General features: G+C 67.3%; 22 protein-coding genes. All 22 read right to left on the bottom strand.

Going from position 1 to position 19,558, the window contains the following annotated elements; translation table 11 throughout:
- A complete protein-coding gene (gene fliP, locus TEP_RS10020; protein WP_025878986.1) occupies positions 1-780 on the bottom strand; it encodes a flagellar type III secretion system pore protein FliP in 780 nt (259 codons plus the stop codon).
- A gap of 1 nt (position 781) precedes the next feature.
- A complete protein-coding gene (fliO, locus tag TEP_RS10015; RefSeq protein ID WP_033831039.1) occupies positions 782-1,186 on the bottom strand; it encodes a flagellar biosynthetic protein FliO in 405 nt (134 codons plus the stop codon).
- The gene (gene fliN / locus TEP_RS10010) at positions 1,183-1,518 is read right to left on the bottom strand and encodes a flagellar motor switch protein FliN (RefSeq protein WP_025878988.1); all 336 of its coding nucleotides are present in this window, start codon (positions 1,516-1,518) and stop codon (positions 1,183-1,185) included. The genes fliO and fliN overlap by 4 nt, the downstream gene beginning before the upstream one ends.
- Entirely contained in the window at positions 1,515-2,519 is a 1,005-nt protein-coding gene (gene fliM / locus TEP_RS10005) for a flagellar motor switch protein FliM (RefSeq protein WP_025878989.1), read from the bottom strand. The genes fliN and fliM overlap by 4 nt, the downstream gene beginning before the upstream one ends.
- 10 nt (positions 2,520-2,529) lie before the next feature.
- A complete protein-coding gene (locus TEP_RS10000; protein WP_099818393.1) occupies positions 2,530-3,045 on the bottom strand; it encodes a flagellar basal body-associated FliL family protein in 516 nt (171 codons plus the stop codon).
- A gap of 172 nt (positions 3,046-3,217) precedes the next feature.
- Positions 3,218-4,381 (bottom strand): flagellar hook-length control protein FliK, encoded by a 1,164-nt coding sequence (locus TEP_RS09995; RefSeq protein WP_132826501.1) that lies wholly within the window; start codon positions 4,379-4,381, stop codon positions 3,218-3,220.
- Positions 4,381-4,848, bottom strand: coding sequence for a flagellar export protein FliJ (fliJ, locus tag TEP_RS09990; RefSeq protein WP_025878992.1), 468 nt, complete (start codon positions 4,846-4,848; stop codon positions 4,381-4,383). The genes TEP_RS09995 and fliJ overlap by 1 nt, the downstream gene beginning before the upstream one ends.
- A complete protein-coding gene (gene fliI / locus TEP_RS09985) occupies positions 4,845-6,245 on the bottom strand; it encodes a flagellar protein export ATPase FliI (protein ID WP_132825181.1) in 1,401 nt (466 codons plus the stop codon). The genes fliJ and fliI overlap by 4 nt, the downstream gene beginning before the upstream one ends.
- A complete protein-coding gene (locus TEP_RS09980) occupies positions 6,242-6,883 on the bottom strand; it encodes a FliH/SctL family protein (protein WP_132825180.1) in 642 nt (213 codons plus the stop codon). The genes fliI and TEP_RS09980 overlap by 4 nt, the downstream gene beginning before the upstream one ends.
- Positions 6,880-7,866: a flagellar motor switch protein FliG gene (fliG, locus tag TEP_RS09975; protein ID WP_025878995.1), complete on the bottom strand. Its 987-nt coding sequence runs from the start codon at positions 7,864-7,866 to the stop codon at positions 6,880-6,882. The genes TEP_RS09980 and fliG overlap by 4 nt, the downstream gene beginning before the upstream one ends.
- Positions 7,867-7,876: 10 nt before the next feature.
- Complete coding sequence (gene fliF, locus TEP_RS09970) at positions 7,877-9,523, bottom strand: flagellar basal-body MS-ring/collar protein FliF (RefSeq protein ID WP_132825179.1); 1,647 nt, start codon at positions 9,521-9,523, stop codon at positions 7,877-7,879.
- Between the two features lie 12 nt (positions 9,524-9,535).
- Entirely contained in the window at positions 9,536-9,901 is a 366-nt protein-coding gene (gene fliE, locus TEP_RS09965; RefSeq protein ID WP_025878997.1) for a flagellar hook-basal body complex protein FliE, read from the bottom strand.
- A gap of 529 nt (positions 9,902-10,430) precedes the next feature.
- Positions 10,431-10,847, bottom strand: a complete 417-nt coding sequence (locus TEP_RS09955) for a hypothetical protein (RefSeq protein WP_132825177.1) — start codon at positions 10,845-10,847, stop codon at positions 10,431-10,433.
- A gap of 249 nt (positions 10,848-11,096) precedes the next feature.
- On the bottom strand, positions 11,097-12,602 hold the full coding sequence (locus TEP_RS09950; RefSeq protein WP_132825176.1) for a sigma-54 dependent transcriptional regulator: 1,506 nt from the start codon (positions 12,600-12,602) through the stop codon (positions 11,097-11,099).
- Positions 12,599-12,976, bottom strand: coding sequence for a response regulator transcription factor (locus TEP_RS09945; protein ID WP_025879000.1), 378 nt, complete (start codon positions 12,974-12,976; stop codon positions 12,599-12,601). Before TEP_RS09945 ends, TEP_RS09950 begins: the two co-directional genes overlap by 4 nt.
- Before the next feature lie 14 nt (positions 12,977-12,990).
- Positions 12,991-14,400, bottom strand: a complete 1,410-nt coding sequence (rpoN, locus tag TEP_RS09940) for an RNA polymerase factor sigma-54 (protein ID WP_132825175.1) — start codon at positions 14,398-14,400, stop codon at positions 12,991-12,993.
- A 300-nt stretch (positions 14,401-14,700) separates the two neighbouring features.
- Positions 14,701-15,333, bottom strand: coding sequence for a response regulator transcription factor (locus TEP_RS09935; RefSeq protein ID WP_025879002.1), 633 nt, complete (start codon positions 15,331-15,333; stop codon positions 14,701-14,703).
- A 91-nt stretch (positions 15,334-15,424) separates the two neighbouring features.
- Positions 15,425-16,003 (bottom strand): PilZ domain-containing protein, encoded by a 579-nt coding sequence (locus TEP_RS09930; RefSeq protein WP_132825174.1) that lies wholly within the window; start codon positions 16,001-16,003, stop codon positions 15,425-15,427.
- Entirely contained in the window at positions 16,000-16,293 is a 294-nt protein-coding gene (locus TEP_RS09925; protein WP_132825173.1) for a hypothetical protein, read from the bottom strand. The genes TEP_RS09930 and TEP_RS09925 overlap by 4 nt, the downstream gene beginning before the upstream one ends.
- Positions 16,290-16,706 carry a flagellar export chaperone FliS gene (fliS, locus tag TEP_RS09920; protein WP_089241027.1) on the bottom strand — a complete coding sequence of 139 codons (417 nt, stop codon included), beginning with the start codon at positions 16,704-16,706 and terminating at the stop codon, positions 16,290-16,292. The genes TEP_RS09925 and fliS overlap by 4 nt, the downstream gene beginning before the upstream one ends.
- A 129-nt stretch (positions 16,707-16,835) precedes the next feature.
- On the bottom strand, positions 16,836-18,254 hold the full coding sequence (gene fliD / locus TEP_RS09915; protein WP_080148825.1) for a flagellar filament capping protein FliD: 1,419 nt from the start codon (positions 18,252-18,254) through the stop codon (positions 16,836-16,838).
- Positions 18,255-18,697: 443 nt separating this feature from the next.
- The coding region (locus tag TEP_RS09910; protein ID WP_240790681.1) for a flagellin at positions 18,698-19,558 on the bottom strand (861 nt) is incomplete at its 5' end.

Here is a 19,558-nt window from a genome sequence, read left to right as displayed (position 1 = left end):
TCAGGCCGGATTGAAGCTGGCCGCCAGCGTGCCGACGGTCAGCACCCAACCATCGACCAGCACGAACAGCAGGATCTTGAACGGCGCAGAGACCAGCATCGGCGACAGCATCATCATGCCCATCGACATCAGCACGCTGGCCACGACCAGGTCGATGATCACGAACGGGATGAAGATCAGGAAGCCGATCTCGAAGGCGGTCTTCAGTTCGCTGGTGACGAACGACGCGACCAGCACCGGGAACGGAATCGCATCAGGGCTGGCGTAGGTGCCGTGACCGGCGATGCCGGCGAAGGTCATCAGGTCGGTCTCGCGGATCTGCGCCAGCATGAAGGCGCGCAGCGGCGTGGTGGTCAGCGTCCAGGCAGTCTGGAAGTCGATCTCGCCATTGAGGTACGGCGCCATGCCGGTGCTCCAGGCCTTGTCCCAGGTCGGCAGCATGATCATTGCGGTGAGGAACAGGGCCAGGCCCAGCAGGACCTGGTTGGACGGCGTCTGGCCGGTGCCCAGCGCCTGCCGCAGCAGGCCCAGCACGATGATGATGCGGGTGAAGGAGGTCAGTACCAGCAGCATCGACGGGATCAGGGTGATCGCCGTCATCAACAGCAGTGTCTGCAACGGCAGGCTGACCGGCGCACCGCCGATCTTGCCGACGTTGATGTCCGGCAGCGGCGTGGTCGGCGCGCCCGGGGCGGCGAACGCCAACGCAGGCAGCAGGCACAGGGCGATCAGGCTCAGCCACGGCAGCAGGGTGGCAAGACGGGAACGGGTCACACGCATGTCAGGGGTCCTTGCGCAGCCGCTGTTGCAGCAGCTGGGCGAAATTCGGCAGGTTCTTCAGGTCCGGTACGCGTACCGGCGCAGGCGGTGGCAGCGGTTCGGGCAGGGTGTGCAGAGCGTTGATGCCACCGGCGGTGACGCCCAGCAGCAGTTGCTGGCCATTGACCTCGACCACCACCACGCGTTCCTTGGCGCCGACATTCAGGCTCGCCACCAGCTTCATGCCCTCGGCCGGGCGGAAGCCGCTGCCGGGCAGGCGCTTGAGCAGCCAGCCCAGGCCGATGACCAGGGCCAGCACTGCCAGCAGGGCCAGTACCGCACCGAACAGGCTCGGTGCGGCCGGCGCATGCTGGCCGATCTGCGGGGCCGTCTTGGCGACGGCCAGGGTGGTGGCGAGCAGGCTCAACGCAGTCTCCGGATCCGCTCGCTGGGGCTGACCACATCGGTCAGGCGCACGCCGAAGCGGTCGTTGATCACCACCACTTCGCCATGGGCGATCAGCGTGCCGTTGACGAACACGTCCAGCGATTCGCCGGCACCCCGTTCCAGCTCGACCACCGAACCCTGGTTGAGCTGCAGCAGGTTGCGGATCGGCAGGCGGGCGCGGCCGACTTCCAGCGACAGCGTCACCGGCACATCGAGGATCACGTCCAGGTTCAAATCCGGGCCGGTCGCTTCATCGGCCTGCAGGTTGCTGAACTGGGCCGGGGTCGGTTCGAGGGCGTCGATATCGTTCATTGCGGGTCTTCCTGGATGACGGGTACGCGCGGACGGGTGCCCGGCGGATGGGTAGCGGTGATCTTTACGGCGTTCATGCCGTTGGCGACGCCGAACTCACCGGTGAACACCGGGATGTTCTCCACGCACAGCGGCACCTGCGGGCTCAGGTCAATCGGCAGGATGTCGCCGACCTTCAGCCGGGTCAGGTCGCGCAGGGTCATGCGCTTGCTGGCCAATACGCTGGACAGGGTCACTTCGGCCACGTTGAGCTGCTCGCGCAGGGTGCGGCCCCAGCTCTCGTCGCGGTCGTTGCGGTCGCTCTGGATGCCGGCGTCGAGCAGTTCGCGGATCGGCTCCAGCATCGAGTAGGGCAGGGTCACGTGGATGTCACCGCCACCGCCGTCGAGTTCGACATGCAGGCGGCACACCACTACGTATTCGCGCGGCGTCACGATGTTGGCGAAGTGCGGGTTGATCTCCGAGTTGATGTACTCGAATTCCACGTCCATCACCGGTGCCCACGCTTCACGCAGGTCGGCGAAGGTCTGCTTCAGCAGCAGGTGGATCACCCGCATTTCGGTGGCGGTGAACTCGCGGCCTTCGATGCGCGTCGGGTAGCGCCCGTCGCCGCCGAAGAAGTTGTCGACGATGGCAAACACCAGGGTCGGTTCGAACACGATCAGGCCGGTACCGCGCAGTGGCTTGAAGCGGATCAGGTTCAGGTTGGTCGGCACATACAGCGAGTGCATGTAGTCGTTGAACTTGATCAGCTCGATGCCGCGCACGGACAGTTCGGCCGAACGCCGGATCAGGTTGAACAGGCCGATCCGCCACAGGCGCGCAAAGCGCTCGTGGACCATTTCCAGGGTCGGCATGCGACCGCGGATGATGCGGTCCTGGCTGGCGAAATCGTAGGAGCGTGCTTCGCCACTGGGGGCGTCCGGCTCGGTTTCGACCGCGCCACTGTCCACGCCATGCAACAGGGCATCGATCTCATCCTGGGACAGCAGGTCATTCATCAGGGAGCCCTTACTGGGTCACGAAGCTGGTGAACAGCAGGTCATCGGCACCGTTGCTGCCGGTCTCGGCCTTCAGCACTTTCTGCACTTCGGCCAACGAATCGGCCTGCAGCTTCTGCTTGCCGGCGATGTCGGCGATCTGCTGCGGGCTGACCTGCGAGAACAGCATCAGCAGGCGCGCGCGGATGGCCGGGGCATGGGTCTTGATCGCTTCCAGCGCGGCCGGATCGCGGGTCATCAGCTGCACTTCCACCTGCAGGTAGCGCGGGCCGTCGATCGAGCCGTTGAGGTTGACCACGAATGCCGGTTCCAGCGCGAAGTACTGGGCCGGGGCCGGAGTGGCGGTCTTCTTCGGCGCCTGCGCGGTCTTGTCTTCGTGCTTGGACTGGGTGAAGAACCAGACGCCGCCACCGGCGGCACCGGCAGCGAGCACGGCGACCAGGGCGGTGATCAGGATCGGACTGCGCGGCTTGGCGGTCTTGTCCTTGTCGGCGGTCTTCTTGGTTTTGTCAGCGGCTGCGGCCACGGGGTGAAGCTCCTGAGGGGTTGCTTCACCGGGATATGCAAGGGGTGTGCCGGAGCGGTCGGGGAGGACGGTGACGGAATTCCGTCATTGGCGGTTTTCCGTGGCGGTGGGCCGCATCCACGCATGGCGTGGATCTACCAACCCTCCCTCTCTTGGTAGGTTGGCACGCCTGTCAGGCGTACGCGTCAAACAACCCGCGCTGGCGGATCAGCTGCGACGCCGACACCGTGGTGTCGCCCAGTGACGGTTCTCCGTCACCACCACGACCGCCGCCGCCCGCCGGGCTGCCCGGAGTGCCGTCGCCACTGTGCTGCTGGCCGACATCGGCATGGGCCAGCTGGAAGCCCTGCTCGCCGAGCAGTTCACGCAGGCGCGGCAGGCTGCTTTCCAGCGCCTGGCGTACATCCACATGCGGGCTGCTGAAGCTGGCATGGACCTTGTCACCGTTCATCTGCAGGCGCACGTCCACCGGCCCCAGGTCTTCCGGGTTGAGGCGGATGTGGGCATGGCCGATCTTCTGGTCGGCCAGCCAGCCGATGCGCGCGCCGATGGCCTGGTCGAAACCATCATCGCCCAGCACCGGCTTCGGAGTCGGTTCGCCATTGAAGACGGCATTGCTGGCCAGTGCGGCCTTCAGGTCCTGCAGGGCGGCGGGCAGAGGGAGCTGCAGCGGCGCCGGAGGTGCGCGGTCGCCGATCTGCAGGCTGTCACCGTCGTCGGCACGATCCAATGCCTTGCCCCCCATCACCAGCTCCGGCAACGGCAGGCCACTGGCCTCATCATCGCCGGCAGCGGATGCCGGGGCGCTGGCGGTCGGCGCTGTCGCGCCCTGGCTCGCGTTGGTCGCCACTGCGGCGGCCGCGGGTGCCAGTGCAGCGGAGGGCAGCGCGCCGCCTTCGGCATCGCTGGCCGCTGGCGGCGGCAGCACGGGCGCCGGATCGACGCCGGTGGGCACGGCCAGCATCAGGCCGGCCAATCCGAGTGGCGGCCAGGGCGCGTCGTCCGCGTTGGCCGGGGTGTCCTTGTCGTCGCTGGCTGCCGACGTCGCCGGTACAGCAGGTGTCGATGTGCTGGCGTCGGTGGCGGCTGCTTCGCCGTCGGTCGGCCGCGGCGTCGCCTTGCCCGGGTTGCCCTCGGCTGGTGTTGCAGCGTTGGCCGGTGTTGCCGGATTGCTGGCGGTTGTCGCGGTACCGGGAGTGCCGGTCGAGGCCCCGCCGCCCTGCAGCATCTGGCCGAAATCCTTGCCGGAATCGCTGCGCGAGGCGCGTGCGCTGCCGGCATTGCCACTGCCGCCGGGCGTCGGCGCGCTGGCGTTGCTGCTCAACGGGGAGGGCATCACGACCGGCCTCCCTGCTCGCCATCGTCCTGGTCTTCGGTCTGCGCCAGGCGCGCGCGGCGTGCGCCGATGTCATCCATCTCGCGCTGGTCGCGGCGGTCGGTCACCACTTTTTCCTGCGCGCGGTAGCTGGCGGCCAGCTGCTCCAGCACGGCCTTGTCACGGCTGGCCAGGATCAGGCGCGCGCGTTCGGCCTCCACTTTTTCGAGGTTGCCGTTGACGGTCTGCTGCTGCTGTTCCACCGCGCTGTCCAGCCGGTCCAGGAATGCGCGCCGGTTCAACAACTGCGCCGGGCTGGTCGCGGCCATCTGCGCGTTGGCGTACTCCTCGGCGTAGCGTCGCAGTTCGTCCAGGCGCGACAGATGGGTGTCGAGCACGTTCTGGCGTTCGGCCAGGTCGCGGGCGACCGCGTCCTCGTGTTCCTGGGCCCGCTTCAGCAGGGGGTCGATGCGCTTGGACTGGATCATGTCAGCCTCTCGTTCTCTTGTTCCACCAGGCGCTGCAACGCCGCCTGGCTGTGCGGTAGATCTGCGGCCTTGGCCACATCCTGGCCGAGGAATTCCATGATTTCCGGCCAGCGCTCAAGGGCTTCATCGGTCGCCGCGTCGTTGCCGCGCTGATAGGCGCCGATGGCGATCAGGTCGCGGTTGGCCGAGTAGGCCGAGACCAGCCGTTTCAACTTGCGGATGCGCAGGCGCCACGCTTCGTCGGCGATTTCCGTGACCACGCGGCTGACCGACGATTCCACGTCGATGGCCGGGTACAGGCCGCTGTCGGCCACGCGGCGCGAGAGCAGGATGTGGCCGTCAAGAATCGCGCGCGCTGCATCGGCGATCGGATCCTGCGGATCGTCGCCTTCGGTCAGCACGGTGTAGAAGGCGGTGATTGAACCGCGCCCCTTGGCGCCGTTGCCTGCACGTTCCACCAGTGCCGGCAGCTTGGCGAACACCGATGGCGGATAGCCGCGCGTGGTGGGCGGCTCGCCCACCGACAGGCCGATCTCGCGCTGCGCCTGCGCGAAGCGGGTCAGCGAATCCATCAGCAGCAGGACGTTCAGGCCCTGGTCGCGGAACCACTCGGCGATGGCCGTGGCGCGGTAGGCGCCATGCAGGCGGGCCAGCGGCGGCCGGTCGGCCGGGCTGGCCACCACCACCGCGCGGCGCAGGCCTTCCTCGCCCAGCGTGCTTTCAACGAAATCGCGTACTTCGCGGCCACGCTCGCCGATCAGGCCGACCACGATCACGTCGGCGGCGGTGTAGCGGGTCATCATGCCCAGCAGCGTCGACTTGCCGACGCCGGAGCCGGCGAACAGGCCCACACGCTGGCCGCGGCCGATCGGCAGCAGCGCGTTGATCGCGCGCACGCCCACGTCCAGCGGCTGGGTGATCGGTTCGCGCGCCAGCGGATTGATCGACACGCCGGCCATGCCGACGTGGCCTTCGGCGCGGATCGGGCCCTTGCCATCCAGCGGTACGCCATCACTGTCGATGACACGGCCGAGCAGGCCTTCGCCCACTTCCACGCCGCCACGACGTGCCGAGGGCACCACCCGCGCATTCGGCAGCAGCCCGTGCAGTTCGGCACTGGGCATCAGGTAGGTGCGTTCGCCGGCGAAGCCGACCACTTCGGCATCGACCCAGCCGCCGTCAACCACTTCCACCTTGCAGCTGGCGCCGAGCGGCGCTTCGCAGCCGACCGCTTCCAGGGTCAGGCCGACCGCCCGCCGCAGCACGCCTTCGCGGATCAGCCCGCGACCGTGCGCGGTGTCGACTTTCAGGCCGTCGAGGCGGTTGGCCAGGCGCAGGTTGCGGGCAACGGCCCAGTCGGCCGGCGGCGACGGCTGCGATGCGGTATTGGTGCTCATGCGATGGCTCCGGTCTGGCGGATCACGGCGTCCAGCGCGCCGCGCAGGCGGGCTTCCAGGGTGCCGTCGATGCGTACCGCTTCGGCATGCACGCGCAGGTCGCCACGGCCCAGGCTGGTGTCAGGCACCAGGCGCTGCTGCGGCGACAGGGTCAGCAACGGGGCGAGGGCGGTGATGTCATCGGGGTGCAGGCGTACTTCCACCTCGCGGTTGCTGCCGCCGACGGCGTCAATCGCCTCGCCGACCAGCTGCCCCAGCAGCGCCGGATCGGCCTCGTAGGCACGGCCTACCAGCGCACCGGCGATGCGTACCGCCAGTTCGCCGAGGGCGCCGACCACTTCATTTTCCAGGCGTGCCAGCGGCCGGCCGAAGTTGTCGAGGATGCCCTCGATCTGCGCGACCAAGCGGCGCACCTCGGCCTGGCCCTGGCTGAAGCCATCGGCATGGCCCTGGTCGAAACCTTCCTTCTCGGCGCTGTCCTGGATCGCCTGGATTTCCTCCAGGGTCGGCAGCTGCAACGGCGGCTCGGGCTCATGCTCCGGGTCCGGCTCGGTGAGTTCGAAGGCCTCGTCGTGGTCCAGCACCGGTTCGGGCTGGGCCAGCAGGTCCGGGGCAAGCCAGCGCACGACGTTGCTCACAGCATCGCCTCCGCGCTGCCGCCGATGGTGACAGTGCCCTCATCGGCCATGCGCTTGACGATGGCCAGGATCTCGCGCTGCGCCACTTCCACGTCGGACAGGCGGACCGGGCCGCGCGCTTCCATGTCTTCCAGCAGGATCTCGGCTGCACGCTGGGACATGTTGCGGGTGATCTTGTCGCGCACCTTGATGTCGGCACCGCGCAGGGCCAGGCCCAGTCGCTCGCCGCTGACTTCGCGCAGCACCAGCTGCATCTCGCGGTCGTCCAGGTCCACCAGGTCGTCGAACACGAACATCAGGTCCTGGATGCGGCCACTCAGCGGTGCGTCGATGCGCGCGATCTCGCCCAGGATCGCCTGGTCCTGGCCGCTGTCCATGAAGTTGAGGATGTTGGCCGCGCACTGCACGCCGCCGATGTTGGACGACTTCAGGTTCTGGTTGCCGGCAAACTGGCGTTCCATGATCTCGTTGAGTTCGTTCAGCGCATTGGGCGGAATGCCGTCGAGGGTGGCGATACGCAGCAGCACGTCCACGCGGGTGCGTTCGGGCAGCAGCTTCAGCGCGTCGGCAGCCTGGTCGGTTTCCAGGTGCGCCATCACGATGGCGATGATCTGCGGGTGCTCGTTGCGCACCAGGTCGGCCACCGCACGCGGGTCCATCCACTTCAGTGCGTCCAGGCCGGTGGTGTTGCGGCCCAGCAGGATGCGGTCGATCAGGTTGCCGGCCTTCTCGCTGCCCAGCGCCTGCACCAGCATGTTGCGGATGTAGTCGTCCGAGCCCACGCCCAGCGAGGTCTTCGAGCCCAGTTCCTGGCTGAACTGGTCCATCACCCGTTCCACCTGTTCGCGGGTGATGTCGGACATGGTGGCCATGGCGATGCCGATCTTCTGCACCTCCTTCGGCTCCATGTGGCGCAGCACTTCGGCCGCGTCCAGTTCACCCAGCGACAGCAGCAGGACGGCGGCGCGCTGCACGCCGGTCAGGGGCGCGACCTCAGTCATTGGCCACCCAGCCCTTGACCACCTGGGCCACGCGCTTGGAGTCGGTCTTCACGGCTTCACGGGCCATCCGCAATCGTTCCTCATAAGAATCCACCGGCAGGGCCAGCGCTTCCGGCCCGCCCAGGCTGACCCGGTCGGCGCCCAGCGCCGGCAGCGGGGCGCCATCGTCATCGACCAGCTGCACGTCCGCGGTGTGCGGTTCCAGCGCCAGTTCTTCGTTCTTGCGGTTCTGCCCGGTGATGCCGCGCAGTGCCGGGCGCAGCACCCCGAACAGCAACGCCATCACCACCAGCGCACCCAGCAGCATGCGGCCGGCATCGTGCACCCACGGCAGTTCCCACCAGGCCGGGCCTTCCACCGGCGTGGTGTCACGCACGAACGGGGCATTCATCACCGACACGGTGTCGCCGCGCTCGGCACTGAAACCGACGGCCTGCTTGACCAGCGCCTCGACCCGGGTCAGTTCGGCCGCCGACAGCGGCTGCGGCGCAACCTTGCCGTTGGCGCCGGCGCGCGGCACGTTGTCCACCAGCACCGCCACCGACACGCGCTTGATGCGGCCGGCCGGCTGGCGGGTGTGCTGCAGGGTACGGTCCAGCTCGTAGTTGCGGGTCGCGTTCTTGCTGCTTTCGGTCGGTGCCTGCGCGGTGGCCGGTGCGGCGGCCTGGCCCGGCGGGCTGTTGCTGGTGGCACCCGGTACGCCCTGCGGGCCCGGCGTGCTGCTGGTGTTCTCGCTCATCTGCTCGCTGCGCAGCTTCTGCGGCTCGCCGTTGTACAGCTCGCGCGCTTCCTCGGTCACCGAGAAGTCCATGTCGACACTGACTTCGGGGTTGACCCGGCCGGGGCCGGTCATCGGTTCCAGCAGCTCGCGGATACGCTGGTTGAACGAGGTTTCCTGGCGGCGCACCTGTTCGAACTGGGCAGCGTTGACGGCCGCTTCGCTGTTGGGGTCGCTGACGCTGAGCATGCGACCGCTCTGGTCGACCACGGTGACGCGTTCCGGCGCGAGATCGGGAATGGCTGCAGCAACCATGTGCACGATCGCATCAACCTGGCTGCGTTCCAGCTGCTGGCCGCCACGCAGCTCAAGGGTGACCGAGGCACTGGCCACATCACGCTGGCGGGTGAACGCACTGGGTTTGGGAATGGCCAGGTGCACGCGCGAATCGCGCACCGGGCGCAGCGTGTTGATGGTGCGCGACAGCTCGGTTTCCAGCGCGTGCTGGTAGCGCGCACTTTCCACGAACTGGCTGACACCAAAACCGGGGTCGCGCTCCATCAGCTCGAAGCCGAGCTTGCCGCTGTCGGTCAGGCCCGAGCCCGCCAGTTTCAGGCGGGCATCATGCAGGTTCTTCTCCGGCACGGTGATGCCACCGGTGGCCGGGTCCAGCTGGAACGGAATCTGTGCGGCACGCAGCAGATCGGTCGCTTCAGCGGTGGCCTTCTGGTCCAGGCCGGTGTACAGCGGCACCATGCCCGGCTTCTGTGACCAGAAGAACACGAACAGCCCGGCCGCGACGGCCACGGCGATCATCGCCATCAGTCCGAGCCGACGGGTGATCTGCAGGCTTTGCAGCCGATCGAACCACTGGCCCGCCTTTTCGGCGTTCAGGGATTCCTTGGAGAGCGACAGGGCCATGCGGTTCTATCCTTACAGCGGCATGTTCATCACGTCCTGGTAGGCCTGGACGAGACGGTTGCGGACTTCCACGGTGGCGCGGAAGGCGATCTGGGACTGCTGCGAGGCGACCATCACCTTGGCCAGGTCGGCGCCGGGTTCACCCAGCTCGAAGGCCTTGGCCAGCGCGCCGGATTTCTGTTGCGCATCGTTGACGCCGGCGATGGCGCCGCGCAGGGTTTCAGTGAAGCTGGCAGGCTGGACCTGCGGCGCATCCAGCACCGTGCCCGGCAGGGCATTGCTACGCGGCGCTTCGGCCAGCGGGTTGAGCGCGGGCTGTCCCACCTGGGTCTGGTAGGAGCGGATCTGGGAAAGGATCGAAGTGACGGAGTGGGACATCTGCAACGGTTCCAGAAACAGGGATGGGGGTGTCTGCTGGAGCTAGTGCAAGTGCCGTGCCGAAATGGCTGATCGGTTCAGTGAAGTGAGGGGGTATTGCTTTGCGGGGTTGCACCCCGCGCTCCGCGGTAGTGCCGGCCACTGGCCGGCAACCTCAACAGCAACAGCCGAAGCAAAAGCGGGGTTCCTGTGGGATGGCAGGGTGGGTCCGGTTGCGGGGGCCGCTGCAAGTACGTCCATGTAAGCTCGGTCGCCGCATCCGCTGCAAGTACGTCCATGTAAGCTCGGTCGCCGCATCCATGCGGCTCACGCCCCCGCAACCGGACCCACCCCGCCTTCGACAGGTTCCCGCTGCTGTTGGTGGGTGCTGACCGTTGGTCGACACGCTGCTGTTGGTGGGTGCTGACCGTTGGTCGGCACGCTGCTGTTGGTGGGTGTCGACCTTGGTCGACACGCTTGATCCACGCCATGCGTGGATGCTGCTCTCGAGGCGCGTGACGCGTCATTTCACCGGCGTCGGTTTTTTGGCCTATGGCTGCAGCGTCCAGCGGCCGGAATTCTGGCGCTGGCGTGGGGCGATGGGGCCGTCGTGCTGGGTGTAGATGAAGCGACCCTGGCGGTCGGTCAGGCAGGTCAGCAGCAGGGTGTAGCGGGCAGGGCCGGCGGGGTGGGCTTCTGTCATCTGGATTTCCGCAATGTGCGGAGCCAGTTGCTGGTAACGGTAGCTGCCGCCGATGCGGAGGTCGGTGCCGAGGATGTGCAGCACGTACTGATTGCTGCCGAAGCTGACCTGCACCATGCGTCCGGCATTCGGATTATCTGGCTGGTACAGCGGATCGCTGAGGTTGGTGAACTGGCGCTGGTCGAGGGTGGTGGGCAGTGTGCAGTTGGATGCTGCGGCCAAGGCCGGACAGAGCAGGGCGGCAAGCAGAGTCAGGCGGTGCATGGCGGAACCTCGTTGGGATGTCCTTGCCATGCTCCGCGGTGCGGTTGCGTTGTCTGTAGGAAAACGTGCAAATGCAGCGAAATGTTCTCGGTACCGTCGCCCGCCATCCACGCATGGCGTGGATCTACTGAGCAATCCGGCCGCTGCCATGGAACCGCCGGACGCGCCCGCGCATCAGGCGGACCCGCACAAACACCAACGCCCGGGCAAGCCCAGGCGTTCGTGCCCCCTTCATGCTGGCAACGCGTGTCAGCTGGCCAGTTCGGCCGCTTCGCGTTCGATGCCGTACTTGCGCAGCTTTTCCACCAGGGTGGTGCGGCGCAGGCCGAGCAGCTGGGCGGCGTGGGCAACCACGCCCTGGGTGCGTTCCAGTGCTTCGTTGATCAGGCCCAGTTCGATGTTGGCCATGTGGTTGCGCAGGTCCAGGCCGTCGTCCGGCAACGCGGCTGGCGCTGCGGCGCGGTTGACGGCGATGCCATGCTCGAGCGACGGCTGGTTGCCGCTGCCCGGGGTGTGGAACGAGAAGCTGCGCAGGTCCAGGCGTTCTTCGCTGGCGACCACCGGAACTGCCGCGACCACAGCGGGTACGGCCAGCGCGGCGTCGCCGCGGTAGCGTGCCGGCAGGTCCTGCACGCGTACCGAACCACCGGGGTGCAGCACGGCCAGGCGCTCGACCAGATTGGTCAGTTCGCGCACGTTGCCCGGCCATTCGTAGCCGGCCAGCGCCTGCAGCGCTTCCGGGGTGAAGCGCACTTCGCCGCGACCGGTGCGCGCCAGCTGGGTGGCGATGGTTTCTACCAGCGCCGGCAGGTCTTCGCGACGCTCGCGCAGGGCCGGCACATCGATCGGGAACACGTTGAGGCGATAGAACAGGTCCTCGCGGAACTTGCCATCGGCAATGCGGCTTTCCAGGTCACGATGGGTTGCGGCGATCACCCGCACGTTGCAGCGGATGGTCTGGTTGCCGCCGACGCGCTCGAAGCTGCGCTCCTGCAGCACGCGCAGCAGCTTGACCTGCATCGGCAGGCTCATGTCGCCGATCTCATCGAGCAGCAGGGTGCCGCCCTCGGCCATTTCGAAACGGCCCTTGCGTGCGGTCAGCGCGCCGGTGAAGGCGCCTTTTTCGTGGCCGAACAGCTCGCTTTCCAGCAGTTCGGCCGGAATCGCGCCGCAGTTGATCGCCACGAACGGGCCATCGCGGCGCGGCGAGCGCTGGTGGATGCTGCGCGATACCACTTCCTTGCCCGTGCCCGATTCGCCCAGCACCAGCACGGTGGTGTCGAACGCGGCGACCTGTTCGATCATCGTGCGCAGTGCACTGACCGCCGGACCGTTGCCGGTCGGGCCCTGGTCCTGCACGGCTCCGGCCAGGTGTTCGGCATCCAGGCGCTTGAGGCTGGCGCGGCGCAGCAGGGCTTCCATCTGTGCGTGACGCAGCGGCGCTTCCAGCGGCCAGATGTTGGCTTCGTGCAGGCCATGCCGCTGCGCGAACGTGGTTGCGTCACCGTCGGCCAGCAGCACCGGCGGCGGCAGGCTGCTGCCCCCCAGCCAGGCGTACAGGGCGGTGCTGGCGGCACTGTCGTCCAGGCTGCCGACGATCACCGCCATCCAGTCGTTCTGGCGCTGGCGCGCCAGGTCGAAATCGGCCGCGTCGGAAACCCAGCGCGGGTTGAAGTCCATGAATTCCAGCAGGGCGACGGTGCGCTCGGCACGCACCGCGTCGTTGTCCAGTACCAGGATGCGCGATTCGCTCACGACCGTTCCTCCCTGAGGCCTTCCAGGATCGGCATGACTTCCTGGATGTAGGACAGCTTGCTGACGAAGTTGTCGGCGCCGGCGCGCAGCGCGTGCTCGCGATGCTCGACGTCATCGAAGTGGCTGGCAATCACGATGTACGGGGCATCATCCTGCGACTTGATCAGGCGGGTGGCCTGCAGGCCGCCCATTTCCGGCATCGCCAGATCCATCAATACCACCTGCGGGCGCAGGCTTTCCGAGCGTTCGATCGCTTCCAGGCCGTTGCCGGCGCTGCCGACGATCTGCAGCCAGTCGATCTTGCGGAAGTGGCGCATGGCCGCGTTGATGAAGCCCTCGTGGTCATCGACCAGCAGAACTGTGAGCTTGTTCATGTCCAACATCCTTTTCAGCCCACCCGGGCCAGCTGCGGTTGCCTGGCGTTGACCCGGCGCCGTTCGCGGGCCGGGGCGATATCCAGTTGTTCGCGGTATTTTGCGACGGTTCGACGGGCAATGTTCACCCCTTGGCGGGACAGCAGGCCAGCGATGGCCTCGTCCGCCAGCGGGCGCCCGGCCGGCTCGGCGTCTATCAGGCGACGAACCATGGCCTTGACCGCCTGGCCGGACACACTGGCCCCTTCCAGGCGCACGGCGAAGAAGTGCTTGAGTTCGAAGGTGCCGCGCGGGGTCTGCAGGTACTTGCCGGTGGTGATGCGCGAAACGGTGGATTCGTGCATGCCGATTTCTTCGGCCACTTCCTTCAGGGTCAGCGGTGCCATGGCTTCCTCGCCACGCACCAGAAAGGCTGCCTGGCGCTCGACGATCACCCGCGCCGTGCGCAGCAGGGTGTCGTAACGCATCGACAGGCCGCGGCTGAACCAGCGCGCCTCCTGCAGCATCTCGCGCAGGGCCGGGGCTGCCTCGCCGCTATCGGCCAGGGCCTGCTCGTACTGGCTGTTGATCGATACCCGGCGGCTGGTGGCCGGGTTCAGCGCCACCTTCCATTGTTCGTCGGCGTGCCAGGCGACCACGTCCGGCACCACCACTGCATTGCGCTCGGGCAGCAGGCTGTCGCCCGGGCGCGGCTGCAGCGACAGGATCAGGCGGACGGCTTCGCGCACGTCCTCGATCTCGGCATCGTGCTGGCGGGCGAGGGCGGGGTAGTCGTGCGCAGCCAAGGCGTCGAGCGCGCCCTGCAGGATGCGTGCGGCCAGATGCCGGGCCGGCACCACGCCGTGCAGGCTGCACAGCTGGGCCAGCAGCGATTCGCGCAGGTCCTGCGCGGCCATGCCGGCCGGCTCGCCCTGCAGCAGGTGCTGGCGGACGGCTTCAACGCCGTCGGCATCGATGTCGAACTGCGCGCTGGCCAGCAGCTGCAGCTGCGCCAGCGGTGCCTGCAGGTAACCGGCATCGTCGCAGTGTTCCAGCCAGAAGGCGGCCACGGCCAGTTCGTGCTCGTCCAGGTCCAGCGCCAGGCGCTGCAGCACGCGCAGCTGCGGGTCGCTCGACTCGCCCGCGGCGATGCGCGCCATGCGACCGTCGTCGCCGTCCTGCCAGTTGGCGCCGGACACCTCCCACATCGAGGATTCGGGCAGTTCGTCGAACGCGGCCGTATCCAGCGTGGTGGTGGCCGGATCGGTGGCTTCGGCGGCGGGCGCTTCGGCGTCTTCGATTTCCAGCAGCGGATTGGAGTCCAGCAGGCGCTGGATTTCCTGTTCCAGGTGCAGGCCGTCGAGCTGCAGCAGCCGGATCGACTGCAGCAACTGCGGGGTGAGGTGAAGTTGTTGGCCCAGCTGGGTCGAGAGTGCAGCCTTCATCGTGGTTCCCCGGCGCCGCTCCCCGACGCCTTGTGGAACACATCTTGCTTTTGATCCGGCAAGAGCGGAATCGGGGGGTTCCTGAGGGTGTTGGTGGTGTTCCCGACACCGCGTAGGGAAAATCCTTACACAAGCGCGGGATTTTGACGATCATGCGCGCCAAGTCATTGATTCGTGGCCAGCGGCCATGGCGGCAGGTCATGCGTGCTGTACGGAATCCCGTCGGGATGCGTGCGGGTGACGGTATTTCGGCGCCAGCCCTGCCGGTGGCGCTGCGGCGCTAGCGCCGACGCGGGGACGTCATTCCAGTTCGTGCTGGTGGCGCGCGGCCAGCAGCAGCAGATCATTGGCGCGACGGCAGCCCAGCGATTCCATCATGCGTGCGCGATGGGTCTCCACCGTCTTGACGCTGATGCCAAGATCGGCGGCGATTTCCTTGTTGCTCTCGCCCTTGCCGATGCGGCGAAGGATCTCGCGCTGGCGCGGCGACAGTGCGGCAATGCCGGTCGGTTTTTCGCGACCGAGCATCGGTGCCAGCATCTTGGCCGAGATCTGCGGGCTCAGGAACACCTGGCCGGCATGCGCGGCACGCAGCGCCAGTTCCAGTTCCTGCGGTGCGGCATCCTTGACCACGAAACCGACGGCGCCCCGATCCAGGGCATCACGCACGTGGGCGGCGTCGTCGTGCATGGTCATCATCACGATGCGCGTGCCGGGTGCGCGCAGGCGGATGTCGCTCAGCGCTTCCAGGCCGGTGCGGCCGGGCAGCGACAGGTCCATCAACACCACATCCGGTGCGTGCTGCAGGGCCATCTGCAGTGCCTGTTCGGCATTGCTGGCCTCGGCGACGAGCTGCACGTCGGCAAACCCCTGCAGCAGCCGCGCCAGGCCGGCGCGAACCAGGGTGTGATCGTCGACGATGAGAACTCGCACAGGCACGCTGGAGGTTGGGGAGGGGGGTCCACCTTAACTTAGCTGAACGGGCACGCCAAGGGCTGTCCGTCCGCCTGCATGGTGGCAGATTTCAGCGTGCGCGGCGGGCCTCGGCCACCTGCCGGCGGTGCAGCCGGAACAGATGCCGTTCCATCGCCATTTCCAGGCCATCGCCGAGGCGATGGAAGCGCAGCCACAGATAGTGACCACCACCGCCATCGGCCGCTTCGGCGATGACTTCCACCGGCAGGTCGATATGGTCGGGCAGCCAGTCGCTGGGTTGCAGGCGGACAACGCCGGCCTGGCCGGGCGTGCTGCCGCTGCGTGGGCCCAGCTGCAGGCGGATGCCGCGGCGCGACCAGCGCACCGGGCGCAGCGTTGGCTCATGCCCCTGCTGGCGGATCAGGCGCCCGAGCAGGACCATGGTCAGGTCCACCTTGGCTTCCAGGCGCTGCAGCTGCAGGCTGGCTTCGCTGCGCTCTTCGTGTTCGTCGATGCGACTGTCTTCGACCAGCGCCAGGCTGCGCAGCAGGCCTTCGGCACTGCTGGTGCGCCCTGTTGCACTGCCGGCCTGGAACTCGGCGGGCAACGCCAGTTCGCAGCTGAGCGTTTCGTCGAACAGCTCGCTTTCGGCCGGGTGGTGCAGCGACGTGGTCGGCAGGAAGGTCATGCCAGCGATTCTGCCTGCAGGTAAGCATGCGCGGCGCGAAGGGAGCGGCGGCCGTCCTGCATCTGCACGGATACTGCATCGCGACGCTGGCGCAGCAGGCCAAGCAGGCTCTGCTGGCGCTCCAGCAGGGCCGACAGCGGCGCGTGGTCGGCGCTGCCCAGCGGCTGGCTCAGCAGTGCGTGCAGGGTGCTGTCATGGCCATCGAGCAGGCTGTCGGCCTGTTCGAAGGCCTCTTCGTCGAGGGCCTTCTCGAAGGCATCCAACTGCGCGTTGAGTTCAAACAGGCTCATGGCGCCACCGCCGCGGGACGGCGCTGTTCGTGCGGGATGGCATTCCAGGCACCGTCGATCTCGCCCAGCAGCTGCAGCGATTCGTCCAGTGCAGCGCGGTCGTTGTGCAGGTTGGCCTCGGTCAGGCGCTGCAGCAGGTAGTCGTACAGCGCCGACAGATTGCCGGCGATCTCACCACCGGCTTCATGGTCCAGCGAGCCGTTGAGGTGGGCGACGATGGCGCATGCTTCGCCGATCGCCTTGCCCTTGCCGGCCTGGTCGCCTTGCTCGAGGGTGGCCTGTGCACGGCGCACGCGCTCCAGTGCGCCAGACAGCAGCAGCGCCACCAGTTTGTGCGGATCGGCATCGGCGACCGCACTGGTCACACCCACCTGGCGGTACTGCTCGGCGTACTGACGGCTGGAACCGTACATTCGTGATTCTCCCTTGCGCGGGGTGCCGGGGTGCGGTCGAAGGGACCGTTGACGCCGGCACTGCGATGATTGCTGTTGCGTCCGTTATCGGTGCGTACGACGCCAAACTTGAGCGCCGTGCGTGTTTCCTCAGCGGTTCAACTGGGCCAGCTGCTGCTGCAGGGCGGTGTTGCTCTGCTGCAGCTTGCCCATCAGGCTGTCCAATGCCACGAACTGCTTCTTGTAACGGGCCTCGACGCCGACCATGCGCGCGTCCAGGTCCTTGCGGCGCTTGTCGATGTTGTCCAGCGTGGTGTTCAGCCCCTTGGTGCGGGCGACGAAGGCGCCTTCCTTGCCAACCGTGGTGCTGACGTAGCCGTCCACCAGCGAGTACAGCCGGCCGGCACCACCGGTATCGCCGGTAACTGCCTGGCGGATCTTCTCCGGTTGGGCGGCGAGGGCTGCGGCGAATTTGGTGCTGTCCAGCACCAGGGTGCCGTCGGCGTTGGGGTAGCCGCGGGTCTGCAGGCCCAGTGCCTTGGCGTCCAGCTGGTCGCCTGCCAGGTCCTTGAGCACGCCGGACATCGTCGAGCGCAGCTGGGCGATCGCACCCCGCATCTGCGCATCGCCGGTCAGTGCGGCGGCTTCCTTGGTCTTCGGGTCGTACTTGGTTTCGGTGTTGATCGCCGCGACGGCCGCGTTGTAGGCGGTGACGAACTCCTGCATCACCTTGGTTGCGGCGGTGGTGTCGGTGCTGATGACGACCGTGCTCAGGCCCGGCACCTTCAGGTTCAGGGTCAGGCCTGGCACCGCGTCGGTCACGGTGTTGCTGGCACTCACCACTTCCACGCCGTCAATGGTCAGCAGCGCATCCTTGGCGGGGCTGTTTTCCTTCAGGCTGCCGACCAGTGCGCCCAGCTTCGGGTCGCTGCCGGCGTATTCCAGCTTGATCGCGCTGGCCGCGCCGGTTTTCTCCTGCGCGATGGACAGGTACTGGTTGTCGCCGGAGCTGATCAGCGTGGCCTGCACGCCTTCCTTGCGGCCGGCGGCGTCGATCTTGTTGCGGACGGTGGTAAGCGTGTCGCCTTCCTCCACCTGCACGTTCATCGTCTTGGCCTTGTCGCCCACGCCGACGGTCAGCGTCAAGGTTCCGGCACCGAAGGTATCGGTCTTGGGCACCGACGTGTCGGCGATCAGCTTGTGCGCCGACGCCAGGTTCTTCACCTCGACCTTGTGGGTACCGTTGGCTGCGGCCGCCTTGCTGGTGCCGAGGTCATACAGCGCCACCGATGCGGTCAACACATCGTCGGCGTTGTTGGGGCCGGCCTTGCCGGTTGCGCTGACGGTACGGGTGTCGAAGGCGGTGGTGGCCTTCAACGCGGTCAGGGCGGTCTTCAGCTTGTCGAAGGCCGAGGTGACCGTGCCGAGCGACGACAGCTGCATCTTGGTCTTGGACTGCTGCAGGTTCAGCGCATTGTCGGCCGGCTTGCGGTCCGCTGCGACCAGCTGGTTGACGATGCTGGAGATGTCCAGCCCTGAGCCAATGCCGCCGTATCCAAAGTCTGCCACGTCGTTTCTCCTGGTATACGGGCCTGGCCGTCATGCGGCGGCCCGTCGTCAACGAAAATAGCGGCCTGTGCCGCTGGGTCTTGAGGACTTCGTTGATGCATGCGCCGTGCCACCGGTCGCTGGGGCGGTTCTGGCACGCTGGTTGCAGGAGGTCTGGGGCAGGGTGCGGGTGGGTTCACCGCGGGCTGCCGGGGGTCTGTAAAAAACCCTCCCCCAATGCAGGGGAGGGATCAGGCTACTGACAATCGGGGGGAGACGAAGCCGCCCGGTACGTACAGTCAACATGCACAACGCTGAAAGAGAGGTCCGCAGGGGCGGGCGATGCCAAGCCGGTTCGGGAAGCTTCCCGGGCCGGGCATGGCCGGCACCTGAGTACGCCGTGGCTGTCGGGTTGCCGCTACCGTCGGTTCAACCCGACGGTAGCGGCGCCTTCTTGCCGTGGATCAGCGCAGCAGGCTGAGTACGCCCTGCGGCACCTGGTTGGCCTGGGCCAGCATGGCCGTACCGGCCTGCTGCAGGATCTGGGTGCGGGTCAGCTCAGCGGTTTCCTTGGCGAAGTCGGTGTCCTTGATGCGGCTGCGCGACGCCGACAGGTTTTCCGACGAGGTCTGCAGGTTGGCCACCACCGAGGTGAAGCGGTTCTGGATCGCACCGAGGTCGGCGCGGGTGCTGTTGATCGCACCCAGGGCCTTGTCGACCACTTCCAGCGACTGCTGGGCGCCGAGCACGGTGCTCACGTCCAGCTTCTGCACGTTGGCCGAGGTATCGGTACCGGCGGTGTAGGCGCCAGCGGCAGCCGCGGTGCCCCAGGTCTTGCCGGTGGCATCGTAGTCGCTGCGCATCAGGGCGATATCGGCAGCGGCAACGGCCTTGCCTTCCTTCACCGAGCTCAGCTTCAGCGTGCCGTCGGCATTGGCTTCGGCGTAGATGCCGGCTTCGCCGAGCTTGGCGTTGATGGCGGTCGCCACGGCCTTGGACGCGTCAGCGGTGGTGGCACCGGCCTTGACTTCAACCGTGCCGATGTCCACGCCCATCACCGTGCCGGAGAAGCGTGCACCGTCGGTGCTGGCGGCCAGGGCAGCGGTCGCGCCGGTGGCGAAGGTCGAGGTGCCCAGCGAGCCAGCCTTGGCGTCGATGGTCTTGTCGATGGCGATGGCCTGGCCGGCGTTGGCGCCGACCTGGAACAGCTGGCTGGAGAACGAACCGTCCAGCAGCTTGGTGCCGTTGAAGTCCGACTGCTTGGCGACGCGGTCGATTTCCGAAACCAGCTGGGTCACTTCGGCCTGCAGTGCCTTGCGGTCGCT

Source organism: Stenotrophomonas sp. TEPEL (assembly GCF_004348785.1).
GTDB classification, from domain to species: domain Bacteria; phylum Pseudomonadota; class Gammaproteobacteria; order Xanthomonadales; family Xanthomonadaceae; genus Stenotrophomonas; species Stenotrophomonas indicatrix.
The sequence above is the reverse complement of the archived record's forward strand: the minus strand, read 5'-3'. Positions and strand labels throughout refer to the sequence as shown.